This is a genomic window from Pseudomonas onubensis (genome assembly GCF_965653655.1).
GTDB lineage: Bacteria > Pseudomonadota > Gammaproteobacteria > Pseudomonadales > Pseudomonadaceae > Aquipseudomonas.
In genome coordinates this window covers 28548-46057 of the sequence record NZ_CBFHAZ010000003.1, presented here as the reverse complement: position 1 = coordinate 46057, position 17510 = coordinate 28548, and the positions used below count along the sequence as shown (strand labels likewise).

Genomic DNA, 17510 nt, shown 5'->3' with positions numbered 1-17510 from the left:
AGCGCCGAACTAAATGTGGGAGCGGGCTTGCTCGCGAAAGCGTCCCGTCAGTCGATACACATGTGACTGATACACCGCCTTCGCGAGCAAGTCGAATCGTCGCACCGCCGCTCCCACATTGGTTGGTGGCGCGTTCAAGACAACCGACACTCTGAGAGTCCTTTCCTTGGCCCACCCCGCCCAACGCCGCTGGTACCTGCCGGTCTTCAGCGTCGCCGCCCTGGTGCTGCTGCCGCTGAGCGTGCTGTTGCTGTCCTGGCAAAGCATCGATGCGCAAATCTGGTCGCATCTGTGGGACACCCAGATGCCACGCCTGCTGGGCAATACCCTCACCCTGGTGCTGGGCGTGGGTGTGGGGGTGACGCTGCTGGGCGTAAGCCTGGCCTGGCTGACCAGCCTTTGCGAGTTTCCTGGACGGCGCTGGCTCGATTGGGCCTTGATGCTGCCTTTTGCCATTCCCGCCTACGTACTGGCCTTTGTGTTTGTCGGTTTGCTGGATTTCGCCGGCCCGGTGCAAACCCTGCTGCGCGAAGGGTTCGGTACTGGTCTGCGGCTGCCGCGCGTGCGCTCCACCAGCGGCGTGATTATCGTATTGGTGCTGGTGTTCTACCCCTACGTCTACCTGCTGGCGCGCACGGCGTTTCTGGCCCAGGGTAAAGGCCTGATGGAAGCGGCGCGCGTGCTCGGGCAATCGCCCTGGCAAGCGTTCTGGCGCGTCGCGCTGCCCATGGCGCGGCCGGCGATTGGTGCCGGCGTGGCCCTGGCCTTGATGGAAACCCTGGCGGATTTCGGCGCGGTTTCGGTGTTCAACTTCGACACCTTCACCACCGCCATCTACAAGACCTGGTACGGCTTTTTCAGCCTTTCAAGCGCTGCCCAACTGGCCAGCCTGTTGCTGCTGGTAGTGATGCTGGTGCTGTACGGCGAACGGCGTGCCCGCGGTGCCAGCCGCCCAAGCAACGAGCGGCCACGGGGCCAGGCGTTGTATCACCTGCGTGGGTTCAAGGCGGCAGCGGCCAGCACGTGGTGCGGGTTGGTGTTCGCCTGCGCCTTTGTTATCCCCATGCTGCAACTGGTCGCGTGGTTCTGGCAGCGCGGCCGCTTCGATCTGGATGAGCGCTACACCGGCCTGATCGTCCACACCCTTTACCTGGGCGGCATTGCCGCGCTGATCACGGTCAGCGTGGCGCTGATACTCGCCTTTGCCAATCGGCTGGCGCCGACCCGGGCGATTCGCTCCGGTATCAGCCTGGCTAACGTCGGCTATGCCTTGCCGGGCTCGGTATTGGCCGTATCGATCATGTTGGCCTTCAGCTACCTGGACCGAGAGTTGGTGGTGCCGCTGTCGGGTTGGCTTGGTGGCGCGGGCAAACCCTTGTTGCTCGGCAGTCTGTCGGCACTGGTGCTGGCCTATCTGGTGCGCTTTCTGGCGGTGGCCTACGGGCCGTTGGAAAACAGCCTGGCGCGAATCCGCCCGTCGCTGCCGGAAGCGGCACGCAGTCTCGGGGTAAGCGGGCCACGACTGTTTTGCAAAGTGTATCTGCCGTTACTGCTGCCGGGCACGTTGAGCGCAGCGTTGCTGGTGTTCGTCGATGTGCTCAAGGAAATGCCCGCAACCTTGCTGATGCGCCCATTTGGCTGGGACACCCTGGCAGTTCGCATCTTTGAAATGACCAGTGAAGGAGAATGGGCGCGAGCCTCGTTGCCGGCGCTGACCCTTGTGCTGGTGGGGCTGCTGCCGGTCATCGGCCTAATCCGACGCTCTGCGAGGCAAATCGGTTAGGTGCCAGTCCTACGGCTTGCGGCTACAATGCGCGGCATTCGGTGCGCTTCGTCTTTCGGAGCGAGTCGCTGGGCGTGGCTGCAGGCCTTGTAATTCAAGGTGTTCAGCGCAAACAGCAGCTCCGCGCACCTTCGCCAAGCCCGGAAGGAGAAACCCATGGGACAGCGTACGCCTCTGTATGACCTGCATCTCGCCCTCGGCGCGAAAATGGTCGATTTTGGCGGTTGGGATATGCCTCTGCACTACGGCTCGCAAGTTGAAGAACACCATCAGGTGCGACGCGACTGCGGGGTGTTTGATGTATCTCATATGACCGTGATCGATGTCACCGGCCCCCAGGCCAAGGAATGGCTCCAGCACTTGCTGGCCAATGATGTCGACCGTTTGCATGGCTGCGGCCGTGCGCTCTACAGCGCCATGCTCAACGAGCAGGGCGGCGTGGTGGACGACATGATCGTCTACCGCACCGAAGCCGGTTACCGCTTGGTCGTCAACGCGGCCACCCGCGACCAGGACATGGCCTGGATGCAGGCGCAACTGGGCAACTATTCGGTGCAACTGCAGGAGCGGCCCGAGTTGGCCATGCTCGCTATTCAGGGGCCCCACGCCCGGCAGAAAATCGCCGAACTGGTCACCCAGTCGCGCGGCACCCTGATTCATCAGCTCAAGCCGTTTGAAGGCCAGGCCGACGGCGACTGGTTTATCGCCCGTACCGGCTATACCGGTGAAGACGGCCTGGAAATTGTCCTGCCTGCCGATCAGGCGCCGGGGTTTTTCAACGACCTGGTCGGCGCGGGTATTTCACCCATTGGCCTTGGCGCGCGCGATACCCTGCGCCTGGAAGCCGGCATGAACCTGTATGGTCAGGATATCCACCAGGATGTTTCGCCCCTGGCGGCGAACATGGCCTGGAGCATTGCCTGGGAACCTGCCGGTCGCAACTTCATTGGCCGCAGCGCGCTGCAAGCAGAGTTGGCGTCGGGTGTGCAGTACAAATTGGTCGGGCTGGTACTGGAGGAGCGTGGGGTTTTGCGCGCTCACCAAGTGGTTCGTATCGCCAATGTTGGCGAAGGGGAGATCACCAGTGGTAGTTTCTCTCCTACGCTGAGCAAATCCATTGCCCTGGCGCGCGTACCGACGGCCACCGCCGATCGGGCCGAAGTGGAAATCCGCGGCAAGTGGTACCCGGTTCGAGTGGTCAAACCGACCTTCGTACGCCATGGCAAAACCTTGATCTAACTATTTCCGGCAGGCCAAAGGCCGCTGACATTTCTTCTTGAGGACACAGACTATGAGCGATATCCCAGCTGACCTGCGTTTTGCCGAAAGTCACGAATGGGCCCGTCTGGAAGCTGACGGCACTGTGACCGTCGGGATTTCCGACCATGCACAGGAAGCGTTGGGTGATGTGGTGTTTGTTGAGCTGACGGAAGTTGGCGCCCAGTTTGAAGCTGAAGGCCAGGCTGGCGTGGTTGAGTCAGTGAAGGCTGCTTCGGATATCTACGCCCCGATTGCTGGCGAAGTGATTGCCGTCAACGAGGAACTGAGTGGCAGCCCTGAGCTGTTGAACACCGACCCTTACGGTGCCTGGATCTTCAAGCTCAAGCCAAGCAACCCGGCTGATCTGGAAAAGCTGCTGGATGCTGCGGGCTACAAAGCTGCCATCGGCGAGTAAACCCAGTACCCATGTGGGAGCAGGCTTGCTGTGGCGAGGGAGCTTGCTCCCTGGAGCCGGCTTTTGGGGGCGCTTCGCACCCCAGCGCAAGCAAGCTTGCTCGCCACAGCAGGCCTGCTCCGACAGTTGATTTTGGCAAGTCAGCGTTTTTTGTTTAAACCGCTTTCAATACGGCTTTAACCGCCGCAACCGACCTCTCCACGTCCGCCTCTGTCATCGCTGTGAACATCGGCAACGACACGATCAAACGCCCAACACGCTCCGACACCGGGAACATGCCTTCCTTGAAACCCTGTGCCCGATACAGGCTCAGCAGGTGAATTGGCGGGTAGTGATAGCCAATACCGACGCCATGCGCCTGCATCTGCTCCATGAAGGTAGCACGTGCCGGCTTGCCATCCTGACGCTCCGGCAACACCAGCTGGAACAGGTGCCAGTTGCTGTTTTCGAAGTCTGCCGGCGGCAGTTGTGCACCGTACTGCGCTTCGAAATCACTGCCGAAGCATTTGAAGTAGTGGCGCGCCAGGTTCTGGCGGTGGGCGGTGATCTTCTCGATATGAGCGAACTGGCCCAGGCCGATGGCTGCGGCGATGTCGGTCATGTTGAACTTGCCGCCCAACACATCCACGTCCAGGCCGTCGAAACCCGTGCGGGTAACGCCCTGCAGGCGATATTTCTCGGCCAGTCGGGCTTCTTCGGCATTGTTCAACACAAGGCAACCGCCCTCGGAAGAGGTGATGTTCTTGTTGGCCTGGAAGCTGAAGGAAACGAAGTCGCCGGTTGCACCGATACGTTCGCCATCCCAGCTGGAGCCCAGTGCCTGGGCGGCGTCTTCGACGATACGCAGGTTGTACTTGTTGGCCAGCGCATACAGCATCGGCATGTCCAGGGGCAGGCCCGCCAGGTACACCGGGATGATCGCCTTTGTACGTGGGGTGATTGCGGCTTCTACCTGGGCCAGGTCGATATTGCGGGTTACCGGGTCGATATCGGCAAATACCGGTGTGGCGCCGACTTCCAGAATCACGTTGGCAGTGGCGACCCAGGAGATCGGCGTGGTGATGACTTCATCCCCTGGGCCAATCCCGGCGATGCGCAGGGCAATTTCCATGGTGCAGGTGCCGGAGTTGAACGTCCGCACCGGGCGGCCGCCAAAGTATTCCGACAGCTGTGCTTCGAACGCCTGCACTTTTGGCCCGCTGGTGATCCACCCCGAGCGCAGTACATCGCCGACCGCCGAGATGGTGGCTTCATCAATGGTAGGTTTGGAAAACGGCAGAAAGGGCTGTTGGCTCATAACGACGAAGGCATCCGTTTCAGATAGGCGATGAGTAATAAACGTATCAGTACCGCATGGTTGCATGGTTCGACTGAATATAGCCTGTCACAGGTGAATGAATCGTCATGTTACGAGCAAAAAAATGCCGCTCTCAATGAGCGGCATTTTTTATAAGCGCTTTACTCGGTCACAGCATTTTTCGCGAGGATAGCGTTGGCCAATTCCATGTCTGTGGCCTTGAGGCCTGGGTTATCCGCACGGACTTTCTGCATGGCGGCTTCCAGGTATGGACCGCGGATGCCGCCGTCGCTGGCAACAAAGCTGCCTGCGTCGTCCTGTGCGGCGACCACCAGCTTGTGGTCCTTGAAGGTCAGGTACGTCGAGCCGGTAGTGGCGCCCGATGAAATGACATTACGCCAAAAGCTGTCGGCCATGGCTGAACCGACAGGAAGGGAAAGCACAGCGAGGGTTGCGACAGCATATTTGAGACGCATGATGGGTGACTCCGACTGGGTTATCTGAACAGTTTGATTGTAGTTAGCTCAGTCGAGTTCCATCACTGACTAAACAGTTTCGACCTGTAAAACCACGCCGTCCTGACCAATGACACGGACTTGAGCGCCTACGGGGCTGTCCGGGCCAGTTGCCATCCACACGCCATCACCGACTTTTATCTTGCCCCGGCCATCGACGATGGCCTGATGCACCAAAAACGTGCGGCCGAGCAGCTCCGAGCCGCGCATGTTCAGTCCCGGCTGGTCACTGACCTTGGCGCTGCTGCGCTGGCGTTTCCACCAATAGACGGCGGTCAAAATCGACAGCACGGCAAACAACAGCAGTTGCCATTCCAGCCCGAGCGGCGGCACCAGAAACTTGATAACGCCTACAGCGGCAGCGGCGATGCCCATCCACAGCAGGTAACCGCCGGCGCCGAACACTTCCAGAATCAGTAACACCGTACCCAGTGCCAGCCAATCCCAGAACGACAGATGCTGCAGGAAATCCCACATGGCAGTTGCCTCAGCCTTTCTTGTTGTCGAAGGTTGCCTTGACGATTTCGCCGATACCACCGACGGCGCCAATCACCTGGCTGGCTTCCAGCGGCATCAGAATGACTTTGCTGTTGTTGGCCGACGCCAGTTTGCCCAAGGCATCGATGTATTTTTGCGCGACGAAGTAGTTAACCGCCTGCACGTTGCCCGACGCGATAGCCTCGGAGACCACCTGTGTGGCGCGGGCTTCGGCCTCGGCCTGACGCTCACGGGCTTCGGACTCCAGGAAAGCCGCCTGGCGACTGCCCTCGGCCTCAAGTATCTGCGCCTGCTTCTTGCCTTCTGCAGTCAGGATCGCCGATGCCCGCAGGCCTTCGGCTTCCAGGATTTGCGCGCGCTTGATCCGCTCGGCTTTCATCTGGCCGGACATGGCGGCCATCAGGTCGGCAGGCGGGCTGATGTCTTTGATCTCGATGCGGGTGATCTTGATGCCCCACGGCGCTGTGGCTTCATCCACGGTACGCAGCAGTTTTTCGTTGATGCCGTCGCGCTGGCTCAGCATGGCATCCAGTTCCATGGAGCCCAGCACGGTGCGGATGTTGGTTTGCAGCAGGTTGCGGATGGCGTGCTCGAGGTTGTTGACCTCGTAGGCGGCCTGGGCGGTGTTGACCACCTGGAAGAAGCACACGGCGTCGATCTGCACGGTGGCGTTGTCGGCAGTGATCACTTCTTGTGGTGGAATATCCAGCACGCTTTCCATCACGTTCATCTTGCGACCGATGCGGTCCATGATCGGAATAATGATGTTCAGGCCAGGCTTGAGGGTGTTGGTGTAACGGCCGAAACGCTCGACAGTCCACTGGTAGCCCTGGGGCACCACTTTAAAGCCCATGAACAGGATGGCCACGGCCAAACCCACGAAAAGAAGCAGTACGGTTCCGATCTGCATAGCGATTCCCTATCTGATGGTGTCAGTGAAGCGACGTGTGGCCGATTGTAACGGCCTGGTCACGGATAAGGACGGTTTCACGGGCCAACAATCAAATCATTTGTTTCTGAATCCCCAGGCGTTACCCGTAACACCTCTGCCAGGGTGGTCAGCCCAGCGTTCACTTTGTCGACACCGGCCATGCGCAGGCTGCGCATGCCTTGCTCCACTGAGGCCAGACGTAGAGCCTGCACGTCGGCACCTGGGGTGATCAGTGCCTTGAGCGCCTCGTTCATCGGCATGATTTCGTAGAGCCCGGCGCGGCCTCGATAACCACTGTCACGGCATTCTGCGCAGCCGACAGCTTCATGCGCGGTGCCCGGCGCGCCCACCGCGCGTTTGCAATGCGGGCATAAAAGCCGCACCAGACGCTGCGCCATTACCCCTATAAGGGTAGCTTTGATCAAATAATGAGCAATGCCCAGCTCCTGCAACCGGCTGATGGCGCTGGGTGCATCATTGGTATGCAGGGTCGACAGTACGAGGTGCCCGGTCAATGCGGCCTGGATCGCCATTTCTGCGGTTTCCCGGTCACGAATCTCGCCGATCATGATGATGTCCGGGTCCTGGCGCAGCAGGGCGCGGACGCCGCTGGCGAAGGTCAGGTCGATGTTGTGCTGCACCTGCATCTGGTTGAAGGCAGGTTCAATCATTTCGATCGGGTCCTCCACCGTACACAGGTTGACCTCGCGGGTTGCCAGTTGCTTGAGCGTGGCGTAGAGGGTGCTGGTCTTGCCGGAGCCGGTTGGCCCGGTGACCAGGATGATGCCGTTGGCCTGGCCGGTCATGGCGTGCCAACGTTGCTGGTCGTCATCTGACAAACCAAGCTGGTCAAAATCTTTCAGTAGCACCTGCGGGTCGAAAATCCGCATCACCAGTTTTTCACCAAACGCCGTCGGCAAGGTCGAAAGGCGCAGTTCCACCTCTATGCCCGCCGGGCTTTTGGTCTTGACCCGGCCGTCCTGGGGTTTGCGCTTTTCTGCCACATTCATCCGGCCCAGGCTCTTGAGGCGGCTGACCACCGCCATCGTGACCTGAGGCGGAAACTGATACACATCGTGCAGCAGCCCGTCGATACGAAAACGCACGCGGCCCTGGTCGCGACAGGGTTCGATATGGATATCACTGGCCCGCTGCTCAAAGGCGTACTGCAACAGCCAGTCGACGATGGTGACGATATGCGCGTCATTGGCATCCGGCTCCTGATCGCTGGCGCCGAGGCTGAGCAGTTCGACGTTGCCTGCCACCGCCGCCTTTTGATCTGCGCCGCTGACGGATTTGGCCAACCGGTAGAACTCGCCAATGCAGCGCTCAATCGCCTTGGGGTTGGCGACCACGCGCTTGATCGAGCGCTTGAGCACCTGCGCCAACCCGGCTTCCCAGTCACGGACATGGGGCTGGGCGCTGGCGACGGTGACGGTCTGCGCATCAACGGCCACCGCCAGGATCCCATGGCGTTGCGCAAAGGCATGGGACATCAGCGGCACCACGGTGGCCACGTCGATCTTGAGCGGGTCGATACGCAGATAAGGCTGCCCGACGTGCGTGGCCAGCCATTGCGTCAAAGTTTCCAGGCACAGCCCCTGTGCTGCGATGCATTCCAGAGGGTGCTGCCGGGTGGCGGGCAGCGCCGCTAATGAATGCGCCACCTCTGCGCTTATCAGCCCTTGCTCGACCAGCGCCGGCAGCAACTGATGCAGTTCCAATCGGTGAGTGTGCAAGGCGGTAGGCATGGGTATTTCCTGGCGGGCTTGGGGTGTAAACCCAGGCTAGCCTGCCCCTGAATATCCACCTCCCAGTGAGTATTGCCGGCTTTTACAGGCTGGCCGCCGTCACGGCTGCAGGCCGCAGGGAATCGGCCCGCCACACGTTCAGCGAGCAGACGCTGATCAGGTTTCTAATCTTTTCACCGATCACTTGGGCACGGTGCCAGCTTAAACCGTCCATCACGATATCAATGTTCAACAGGTCGTCTTCACGGCTCACATTGACCTGTTGCGGGGTCAGGAACTGCAAGGCGAAATAGTTGAGCACCCGGCACAGCACGTCCGGCTCGGCCTCGGCGACGATCTGATAATGCGCCTGGCAATGGGCGCTGTTGACAGCCCAGGCATCAACGCGTGCGGGTGTGTGGGTGGTTTCGATGACGTGCATGCTGACTCTCCAAATTCGACTGGAGAAATTTTTACATTCGCCATCGGAGATTTCTTATCTAAGATGGGTTCTATTTGCGATTTATCGAATAGATTAATTCGTAGTTGGCACATTCAAAGGTATTTTTATGCACAGTGAGTTGGACGCCTACGACCGCCGTATCCTGGCGCTGCTGCAAGAGGATGCATCGCTGTCCAGCGCACAGATCGCCGAACAGGTGGGCCTGTCCCAGTCGCCGTGCTGGCGGCGTATCCAGCGGCTCAAGGAGGAAGGTGTGATTCGCGGCCAGGTCACGCTGTTGGACCGCAAGAAGATTGGCCTCAACACGCAGATTTTTGCCGAGGTCAAACTCAATGCACACGGCCGTTCCAACTTCACCGAGTTCACCGAGGCGATTCGCGGCTTTCCGCAAGTGTTGGAGTGTTATGTGCTGATGGGCGCTGTGGATTTTCTGCTGCGCATCGTCACCTCGGACATTGAGGCGTATGAGCGGTTTTTCTTCGAGAAACTGTCGATGGTGCCGGGGATTCAGGAGGTAAACTCGATCGTGGCGTTGTCGGAGATCAAATCCACCACCAGCCTGCCAGTCTTGCGCTGACAGGGCAGGCTTCATCGCGGGCAAGCCCGGCTCCCACATCGGAATGCATTCCCCTGTGGGAGCCGGGCTGAACTGCGATAGCGATCTTACAGGCGCAGCAGGGTCTTCCAGGCCCGGTTCTGATACACCGCAATCGCCTGATGCATGCGCGCATCCAGCGATTCATCGGTGATCGGCTGGTTGGCCAGCAACGCCAGCTTGTTCAGCTCGCCGTACAAGCGGTCCAGCTCGGGGATGTCCACCACCTGACGTGCGTGGTGCAGCCAGGCCTGGATGCGCTCGATGCGCGGTAGTTGCTCGGCCAGGTCTTCCGGTTGCTGCTGGTAGCGCGGCAGTTGCAGGGCGACGGCGTCGTCGGCCAGCAGGCGCGGCAGCCAGTTGGTGATTTGCGCGGCGCCCTGGCGGTTGCCACGCACGTTGCGGTCGGCGGTCCAGGTGCGGGCCAGCAGCCAGCGCGAGGTGTTCAGCGAGAACAGGCCCCAACGCACGTCTTCGAGCTCTTCGGCGAACTGTTCCGGCGCGGCTTTGCGGATGTCTTCGTCGTCGTCACCGGCCTGCACCAGTGGGCGCCAGTCTTCCAGCAACGCGTCCAATGCGGCACGCAGTTCGCTGGTGGATTGACGCGGCGCGGCTTGGCCGAGGCTGCCGATCAGGGCGCGCAGCTCGCCGAGGTTCTCGACCCAGTCCTGCAGCAGACGCCAATGACCGTTGAAACGGTATTGCTCGGCCAGACGCTGGCTGCTGCCGAGCAGGTGCCACATGATCGCGGCGAAGGCATCGTCCAACGGCATTTCGGCGTGGATTTGCGGGGCCGGCAGGCTCAGCGAGTAGCTGCTGGCGTCGTACAGGCGGTAGCCGCGCTCGGCCTTGCTGATATCGCACGGCATCAGCGCCAGGGTCGCGGCCAGTTCGGCGGCCAGTTCCAGCAGGGCAGCCGGTTCGCCTTCACGCAGTTCCAGTTCCAGCTCGCAGATTTCTTCTTTCTGCTTGCCGACCACCACATGGCCCAGGTCCAGGGCGGCTTCGATCACCACCTTGGCCTTGCCACGGCCCCAGGCGATTTCGGCGCGTTCACGCACAAAATCGGTGGTGAAGATTGGCTTGAGGGTCTTTTTGTCCAGCTCGGCCAATTGCTCGGGCCAGCACTCGCCGTCGAGTTTCTTCACATCGAGCTTGGCTTTGGGCAGGTCCCAGTTGTATTCGTTACGTTCCGACAAGCCGGCGACGCTTTGGCCACGGGTCTTGAGGGTCTGGATGATTTCTTCACCGTCCTTGCGCAGGCGCAGGGCGACTTTGGCCTGGGCCAGGTCGCGCTCGGGGGTGTCGAAATACTGGTTCATCAACTCACGGCGTTCCCAGCCACTTTTGTTGCGTTTTTTCAGTAGCGGGTGCTCACGCAGCGCGGCGAGGGTTTCGCGGCTGACGCGGAGCTTGATTTCGGTTTCTTTCTGCATGGCCGGAAAATCCAGGATCGGGAGCGCAGCCGGGGAAATGTGTGGCTGCCAAGGTCGTGCAGTGTACAGGACTGAGCCCGGCAACGTGCCGCAACGGTTTATTGTGTCGTACAGATGGTTCTATAGTGGGGTTCATCCGGGAAGTTGAGAGGCCGCGCATGCCGTTACCGTCCATGAAAGAGCAATTCGCCGCGTTGATTGCCGCGCCGTCGGTCAGTTGCACCCAAGCGTCTCTCGACCAGACCAACCGCCCGGTCATCGACCTGCTCGCCAGTTGGTTGGGCGACCTGGGTTTTGCCATCGATATCCAGCAGGTCAGCCCCGGCAAGTTCAACCTGTTGGCCAGCTTCGGCAGCGGCCCCGGCGGGCTGGTGCTGGCCGGGCATAGCGATACGGTGCCGTATGACGCTGCGCTGTGGAAGACCGACCCACTCAAGCTGACAGAAGTCGACGGTCGCTGGGTAGGCTTGGGCAGCTGCGACATGAAGGGTTTTTTTGCCCTGGCCATCGAAGCCGTGCTGCCTTTGCTGGATCAACCTTTCAAGCAACCGCTGCTGATCCTCGCCACCTGCGATGAAGAAAGCTCGATGTCCGGTGCCCGCGCCCTGGCCGAAGCCGGGCGCCCGTTGGGCCGTGCGGCGGTGATCGGTGAGCCGACGGGCCTGAAGCCGATACGCCTGCACAAAGGCGTGATGATGGAGCGTATCGATATTCTTGGCCAAAGCGGCCATTCGTCGGACCCTAGCCTGGGCCACAGCGCCCTCGAAGCCATGCACGACGCGATGGGCGAACTGCGTGGCCTGCGCCTGGCCTGGCAGCGTGAGTACCGCAACCCGCAATTCAGCGTGCCGCAACCGACCATGAACTTTGGTTGTATCCATGGCGGCGACAACCCCAATCGCATCTGCGGCCAATGTTCGCTGGAATTCGACCTGCGGCCGTTGCCGGGCATGGACCCGCAGGTGCTGCGCGCCGCGATCCGCCAGAAGCTCGAACCCTTGGCCGAGCGCCATAAAGTCAAGATCGACTACGCGCCGCTGTTCCCAGAAGTGCCGCCGTTCGAGCAGGCCGAAGACGCCGAGCTGGTAAGGGTTGCGGAACGATTGACCGGTCATCGTGCCGAAGCAGTAGCGTTCGGCACCGAAGCGCCTTATCTTCAGCGCCTTGGTTGTGAAACCCTGGTGCTTGGCCCCGGCGACATCGCCTGCGCCCACCAGCCGGGCGAATACCTCGAAATGTCACGCTTGACGCCTACAGTGCGTCTATTGCGGGAGCTGATCGAGCATTACTGCCTGAAACCTGCATAAATTAACCCCTGCCTATTCGTACATAGAAGGAGAGCGAGCGTGTCGCCAAGCCTGTTCCGACGATAACCATCAGCCCGCTGTGCGCTTTCACGATTCATCCCTTTTTTGGCTGCTTTTTATTACAGGCCCAGGTTTTATGCCCGAATACGTTAATTGGCTTCGTCACGCTTCGCCTTACATCAACGCCCACCGCGACTGCACCTTTGTGGTCATGCTGCCCGGCGATGGTGTGGAACACCCCAACTTCGGCAATATCGTCCACGACCTGGTGCTGCTCCACAGCCTGGGCGTGCGGCTGGTGCTGGTGCACGGTTCGCGCCCACAGATCGAAACCCGCCTTGAAGCACGCGGCCTCACCCCGGCGTACCACGAAGGTTTGCGCATCACCGATGCGGCGACCCTGGAATGTGTGATCGACGCGGTTGGGCATCTGCGCATTGCTATCGAGGCACGCCTGTCCATGGACATGGCCTCGTCGCCGATGCAAGGCTCGCGCCTGCGCGTGGCCAGCGGTAACCTCGTCACCGCACGGCCGATCGGTGTGCTCGAAGGGGTGGACTACCACCACACCGGCGAAGTGCGCCGCGTCGACCGCAAAGGCATCAATCGCCTGCTGGACGAGCGCTCCATCGTGCTGCTGTCGCCATTGGGTTATTCGCCCACCGGCGAGATCTTCAACCTGGCCTGCGAAGACGTTGCCACTCGCGCTGCCATCGACCTGGGCGCCGACAAGCTGCTGCTGTTTGGCGCCGACCTTGGTTTGATCGATGAGCATGGTCGCCTGGTGCGTGAGTTGCGCCCGCAACAAGTGCCGGCGCACCTGCAACGTTTGGGCAACAACTACCAGGCTGAATTGCTGGATGCCGCCGCCGAGGCTTGCCGTGGCGGAGTAGGGCGCAGCCATATCGTCAGTTATGCCGAAGACGGCGCGTTGCTCACCGAGCTGTTCACCCGCGACGGCGGCGGCACCTTGGTGGCCCAGGAGCAATTCGAACTGGTGCGCGAAGCAGCGATTGAAGACGTCGGTGGCTTGCTCGACCTGATCAGCCCGCTGGAAGAGCAGGGCATTCTGGTGCGCCGTTCGCGTGAGGTGTTGGAGCGTGAGATCGAGCAGTTCAGCGTGGTCGAGCGCGAAGGCATGATCATCGCCTGTGCGGCGCTGTATCAGATCGCCGATTCGGATGCCGGTGAGCTGGCGTGCCTGGCGGTGAACCCGGAGTACCGCCACGGCGGGCGTGGTGATGAACTGTTGGAACGCATCGAAACCCGTGCCCGTGCGCAGGGTTTGAAGACGTTGTTTGTCCTCACCACGCGTACCGCGCACTGGTTCCGCGAGCGCGGGTTTGTGCCGAGCAGCGTGGACCGCCTGCCGTCGGCGCGGGCGTCGCTGTACAACTATCAGCGTAATTCGAAGATTTTCGAGAAGGCGCTATAAACCCTAATCCGGGAACGCAGCAGGTCTAAATGTGGGAGCGGGCTTGCTCGCGAAAGCGCACTATCAGTCACTACACCTGTGACTGGTACACCGCATTCGCGAGCAAGTCGAATCGTCGCACCGCCGCTCCCACATTGGATTGCGTTTAGTCTCTTATGAATTTATCGCTCACATAGGCCGAGTAATCCGGCAACACCGTTTCAACCTTCCCCTGTTCCTTCAAAAACTTCGCCGTCTCCCCAATCGCCTTCGCGGTGCCGCCTTTAAGCAGTGCCTCGGTCTGCTGTGCCTGGGCATCCGGGAAGGTGGTGCCGGCCAACAGTTCAGGAATATCGGCGGCATTCGCACCTGTCAATTTGGCGATTTTCTGCACCGGTTCGGAGTCGACGGTCCAGCTGTCTTTATGGGCGGCGTAGTCAGCAAACGAATCCAGCGTGACCTTGGCAAACTTGGCCACTACGTCAGGATGTTTTTGCGCGAAATCCTCGCGCGCCACCCACACTTCGAACGTTGGCGCGCCCCACTGACCTACCTGGGCCGCGTCTGTCAGGGTTTTACCGGTCTTGCGGATCTCGCCCAAGGCAGGCGACCACACGAACGCGCCGTCAATATCGCCACGTTTCCACGCGGCGGCGATTTCGGCTGGTTGCAGGTTCACCACTTTGACTTTTTGCGTGTCCAGGCCCCAGTGCTTCAGCGCCCCGAGCAGGCTGTAATGGGAGGTCGAGACGAACGGGGTGGCGATGGTTTTACCCACCAGGTCTGCGGGTTTGTCGATACCGCTGCCATTGCGTACTACCAGGGCTTCAGAAGTGTTGATCTGCGCCGATACGATAAACGCCACGATCGGTAGGTTGCGTGAAGCCGCTGCTGCAAGGGGGCTGGAACCGAGATTGCCGATCTGCACATCGCCGGAGGCGATCGCGGTGACCACTTCGGGGCCGCTGTTGAAACGGCGCCAGGCGATTTTCTCGCCGATGGCCTTTTCATAGAGGCCGTCAGCCTGGGGGACTTTGCTGGGGTCGATGCCGGTTTGGTAGCCGATGGTCAAATCGGCGGCTTTGACACCAAAAGAAAGAATTAGTGACACAAAAACTGTAACAAATTGACGGGAGGATGTGCGTTTGGCCATGATGGCGTCGCCTTTTTGATCGTGGGTGACGTATGCAACAGTACGGTCACACTAATCGATCTAAAAAAAGGCTGGTAAATACCCTTTAGGAATTAGCTTATGGAGCGGTTGATCTATGCTGATCGGTTCGCTGCCTGCTGAGGCTTATTCCTGAATCGTATGAAAAAGAATGAAACAATTCTTTTTGGGTGTATGAAAAACTCATTACCCTGCAGGGACCAAATTAACTGCGGTTAGACGAAGGTAGTAGACATACAAAGTTACGATTGACTTGTCGGTCACTATCCGGCGCTAATCGCGCATCTGTGGATCCAGGGCGTCAGACCCGGGACCTTAGAAATACAAAAATTAGAAATGAGAGGAGCGGTACATGAAGAAGTCAACATTGGCGTTGGCCGTGGCTGTGGCTGCAATTGCACAACAGGCACACTCCGCCGGTTTCATCGAAGACAGCAAGGCTACCCTGGGTCTGCGTAACTTCTACATCAACACGGATAACCGTGATGGTGCCAGCAGCCCTAAGTCCAACAGCCAGAGCAAAAACGCTGAATGGGGCCAAGGTTTCGACCTGCGTTTCATCTCGGGTTACACCCAAGGCACCGTTCAATTTGGTGTTGACGCCATTGGCCTGTATGGCATGCGCCTCGATTCCAGCCGCGCCGACCACGGTAACTACACCGGCAGCGCTTCCGGCGGTACTGTGTTCCCAAGCGACGGCAACAAAGCTGTGCGTGACTACGCCAGCCTGGGCTTGACCGGCAAGGTCAAGATCTCCCAGACCGAACTGAAAATCGGCACCCTGCAACCGAACAACCCGGTCATCAAGACCAACGACGGTCGTCTGTTGCCACAAACCTTCCAGGGCGGCCAGATCACGTCGAACGAGATCAAGGACCTGACCCTGACTGCCGGTCAGATCGAGCACGCCAAGGGTCGTAACTCCAGCAACAACGAAGGTCTGTCCCTGGCCGGTGCCAACGGCAGCTCGAACTATGACGCAGGTAACTTCGTCAACAAGTTCTACTACGCCGGTGCTGACTACAAGATCACCAAAGACCTGACTGCTTCGTACTACTTCGGTGAGCTGAAAGACTTCTACTCGCAGAACTTCCTGGGCCTGGTACACAACTGGGCTATCGGCCCGGGCGTGCTGAAAAGCGACCTGCGCTACTACCGTAGCCGCGACAATGGCGCTAACGGTGACACCGCTGGCTACTACACCACCGGTTACTACGGCAACAAGGTCACCAAGGGCAAGGTCGACAACGACCTGTACAGCTACCTGGCACTGTACTCGGTTGAAGGTCACACCTTCGGCGCCGGCTACCAGTACACCAAAGGCGACAGTGACTTCCCTTGGCTTAACCAAGGTGACGGCTCTTCGAACAGCACCACCACCGACATGCAGATCCAGAAGTTTGCCCGTGCTGGCGAGCGTACCTGGCAAGCTCGCTACGCGTATGACTTCGCCAAGGTTGGCCTGCCAGGCCTGACCGCGGGTGTTGTGTACCTCAAAGGCAGCAACATCGACACGTCGGTCGGTAGCAAAAACGAGTGGGAACGTGACCTGACTCTGGCCTACGTTGTGCCACAAGGCCCGCTGAAAAACCTCGGCGTAGCCTGGAAAAACGCTATGTGGCGTACCGACCTGCCCGCGACTCGCGCGCAAGACGAAAACCGCCTGATCGTCAGCTACTCGATCCCGCTGTTGTAAGAGCGTAAAACCTTGCCCGGCGCAATGCCGGGCAAGGTGACTTACTGTTCAAGTCGGGCTCAACCCCCGCAAGCCCTTCCTGAATCCCCTCTTTGTACAGCGTCTCAAGGCCTTCTCGAACCTTGAAACCGATGTTGATCCTCGCCCGTTCCCAAGTCCAATGAACAGATTTTTAATATTCCCTTATCGTCTAGATAAATCGATATTTATTCTTTTTAAATAATCCCCAACCCATGCACAGTGGGTTCCATAAGCACTCACCAGGAGCCACACCATGAGCCTACGATTGGGCGACATCGCCCCCGACTTTGAACAGGATTCCAGCGCCGGCAAGATTCGTTTCCACGAATGGCTGGGCGATAGCTGGGGCGTGTTGTTTTCCCACCCGGCGGACTTCACTCCGGTGTGCACCACGGAGCTGGGCTTTACTGCCAAGCTCAAGGACGAATTCGCTCAGCGCGGCGTCAAGGCCATTGCCCTGTCGGTTGACCCGGTGGACTCGCACCACAAGTGGATCGAAGACATCAACGAAACCCAGAACACCATCGTCAACTTCCCGATCCTGGCCGATGCCGATCGCAAGGTGTCGGACCTTTACGACCTGATCCACCCGAATGCCAGTGACACGCTCACCGTGCGTTCCTTGTTCGTGATCGACCCGAACAAGAAGATCCGCCTGACCATCACTTACCCGGCCAGCACCGGTCGCAACTTCCACGAAATCCTGCGGGTCATCGACTCGTTGCAGCTGACCGACAACCACAAGGTCGCCACGCCCGCCAACTGGCAGGACGGCGATGAAGTGGTGATCGTGCCGTCGCTCAAGGACGAGGAAGAGATCAAGAAGCGCTTTCCGAAGGGCTACCGTGCGGTGAAGCCGTACCTGCGGCTCACCCCGCAGCCTAACCGTTAACGCAGAACTAAATGTGGGAGCGGGCTTGCTCGCGAATGCTGACTTTCAGTTGATGCATCTTTGAATGACACACCGCTTTCGCGAGC

Annotated in this window: 16 protein-coding genes; 8 read left to right on the top strand and 8 right to left on the bottom strand. The window is 59.7% G+C overall.

Annotated features, from left to right (window positions below; translation table 11 throughout):
• The first annotated feature begins 166 nt into the window (after positions 1-166).
• The 3 genes from ACTD9P_RS01940 to gcvH all read left to right on the top strand — a co-directional run bounded on the left by ACTD9P_RS01940 (position 167) and on the right by gcvH (position 3458).
• Positions 167-1783, top strand: a complete 1617-nt coding sequence (locus ACTD9P_RS01940; RefSeq protein WP_438866468.1) for an ABC transporter permease — start codon at positions 167-169, stop codon at positions 1781-1783.
• Between the two features lie 156 nt (positions 1784-1939).
• Positions 1940-3022, top strand: a complete 1083-nt coding sequence (gcvT, locus tag ACTD9P_RS01935) for a glycine cleavage system aminomethyltransferase GcvT (RefSeq protein WP_438866467.1) — start codon at positions 1940-1942, stop codon at positions 3020-3022.
• Positions 3023-3074: 52 nt separating this feature from the next.
• On the top strand, positions 3075-3458 hold the full coding sequence (gcvH, locus tag ACTD9P_RS01930) for a glycine cleavage system protein GcvH (protein ID WP_438866466.1): 384 nt from the start codon (positions 3075-3077) through the stop codon (positions 3456-3458).
• A 154-nt stretch (positions 3459-3612) separates the two neighbouring features.
• Here the strand turns inward: gcvH and ACTD9P_RS01925 are convergent, their stop codons facing one another.
• From ACTD9P_RS01925 to ACTD9P_RS01900, 6 genes are all read right to left on the bottom strand, one after another.
• Positions 3613-4755 carry a DegT/DnrJ/EryC1/StrS family aminotransferase gene (locus ACTD9P_RS01925; RefSeq protein WP_438866465.1) on the bottom strand — a complete coding sequence of 381 codons (1143 nt, stop codon included), beginning with the start codon at positions 4753-4755 and terminating at the stop codon, positions 3613-3615.
• A gap of 161 nt (positions 4756-4916) precedes the next feature.
• Entirely contained in the window at positions 4917-5231 is a 315-nt protein-coding gene (locus ACTD9P_RS01920; RefSeq protein ID WP_043046966.1) for a DUF2388 domain-containing protein, read from the bottom strand.
• Between the two features lie 69 nt (positions 5232-5300).
• The gene (locus ACTD9P_RS01915; protein ID WP_438866464.1) at positions 5301-5747 is read right to left on the bottom strand and encodes an NfeD family protein; all 447 of its coding nucleotides are present in this window, start codon (positions 5745-5747) and stop codon (positions 5301-5303) included.
• Positions 5748-5757: 10 nt separating this feature from the next.
• Positions 5758-6678 carry an SPFH domain-containing protein gene (locus ACTD9P_RS01910; protein ID WP_053258568.1) on the bottom strand — a complete coding sequence of 307 codons (921 nt, stop codon included), beginning with the start codon at positions 6676-6678 and terminating at the stop codon, positions 5758-5760.
• 77 nt (positions 6679-6755) lie between these two features.
• Entirely contained in the window at positions 6756-8450 is a 1695-nt protein-coding gene (locus ACTD9P_RS01905) for a GspE/PulE family protein (RefSeq protein WP_438866463.1), read from the bottom strand.
• Positions 8451-8532: 82 nt separating this feature from the next.
• Positions 8533-8871 (bottom strand): ACT-like domain-containing protein, encoded by a 339-nt coding sequence (locus ACTD9P_RS01900; RefSeq protein ID WP_438866462.1) that lies wholly within the window; start codon positions 8869-8871, stop codon positions 8533-8535.
• A 127-nt stretch (positions 8872-8998) separates the two neighbouring features.
• Between ACTD9P_RS01900 and ACTD9P_RS01895 the strand changes: the two genes are divergently transcribed.
• Positions 8999-9469, top strand: coding sequence for an Lrp/AsnC family transcriptional regulator (locus tag ACTD9P_RS01895; protein WP_305456475.1), 471 nt, complete (start codon positions 8999-9001; stop codon positions 9467-9469).
• Between the two features lie 86 nt (positions 9470-9555).
• Here ACTD9P_RS01895 and ACTD9P_RS01890 read toward each other — a convergent pair whose 3' ends face one another.
• Positions 9556-10923 (bottom strand): CYTH domain-containing protein, encoded by a 1368-nt coding sequence (locus ACTD9P_RS01890; protein ID WP_438866461.1) that lies wholly within the window; start codon positions 10921-10923, stop codon positions 9556-9558.
• 158 nt (positions 10924-11081) lie between these two features.
• Between ACTD9P_RS01890 and argE the strand changes: the two genes are divergently transcribed.
• Together argE and argA are read left to right on the top strand one after the other, a co-directional pair.
• A complete protein-coding gene (gene argE, locus ACTD9P_RS01885) occupies positions 11082-12230 on the top strand; it encodes an acetylornithine deacetylase (protein WP_138813394.1) in 1149 nt (382 codons plus the stop codon).
• Between the two features lie 136 nt (positions 12231-12366).
• Positions 12367-13665: an amino-acid N-acetyltransferase gene (argA, locus tag ACTD9P_RS01880; RefSeq protein ID WP_138813395.1), complete on the top strand. Its 1299-nt coding sequence runs from the start codon at positions 12367-12369 to the stop codon at positions 13663-13665.
• 145 nt (positions 13666-13810) lie between these two features.
• Here argA and tauA read toward each other — a convergent pair whose 3' ends face one another.
• Positions 13811-14797, bottom strand: coding sequence for a taurine ABC transporter substrate-binding protein (gene tauA / locus ACTD9P_RS01875; protein ID WP_438866460.1), 987 nt, complete (start codon positions 14795-14797; stop codon positions 13811-13813).
• Positions 14798-15167: 370 nt separating this feature from the next.
• Between tauA and ACTD9P_RS01870 the strand changes: the two genes are divergently transcribed.
• Positions 15168-16511 carry an OprD family porin gene (locus tag ACTD9P_RS01870; RefSeq protein WP_200430494.1) on the top strand — a complete coding sequence of 448 codons (1344 nt, stop codon included), beginning with the start codon at positions 15168-15170 and terminating at the stop codon, positions 16509-16511.
• 274 nt (positions 16512-16785) lie between these two features.
• Positions 16786-17424: a peroxiredoxin gene (locus tag ACTD9P_RS01865; RefSeq protein ID WP_016978988.1), complete on the top strand. Its 639-nt coding sequence runs from the start codon at positions 16786-16788 to the stop codon at positions 17422-17424.
• The last annotated feature ends 86 nt before the right edge of the window (positions 17425-17510 follow it).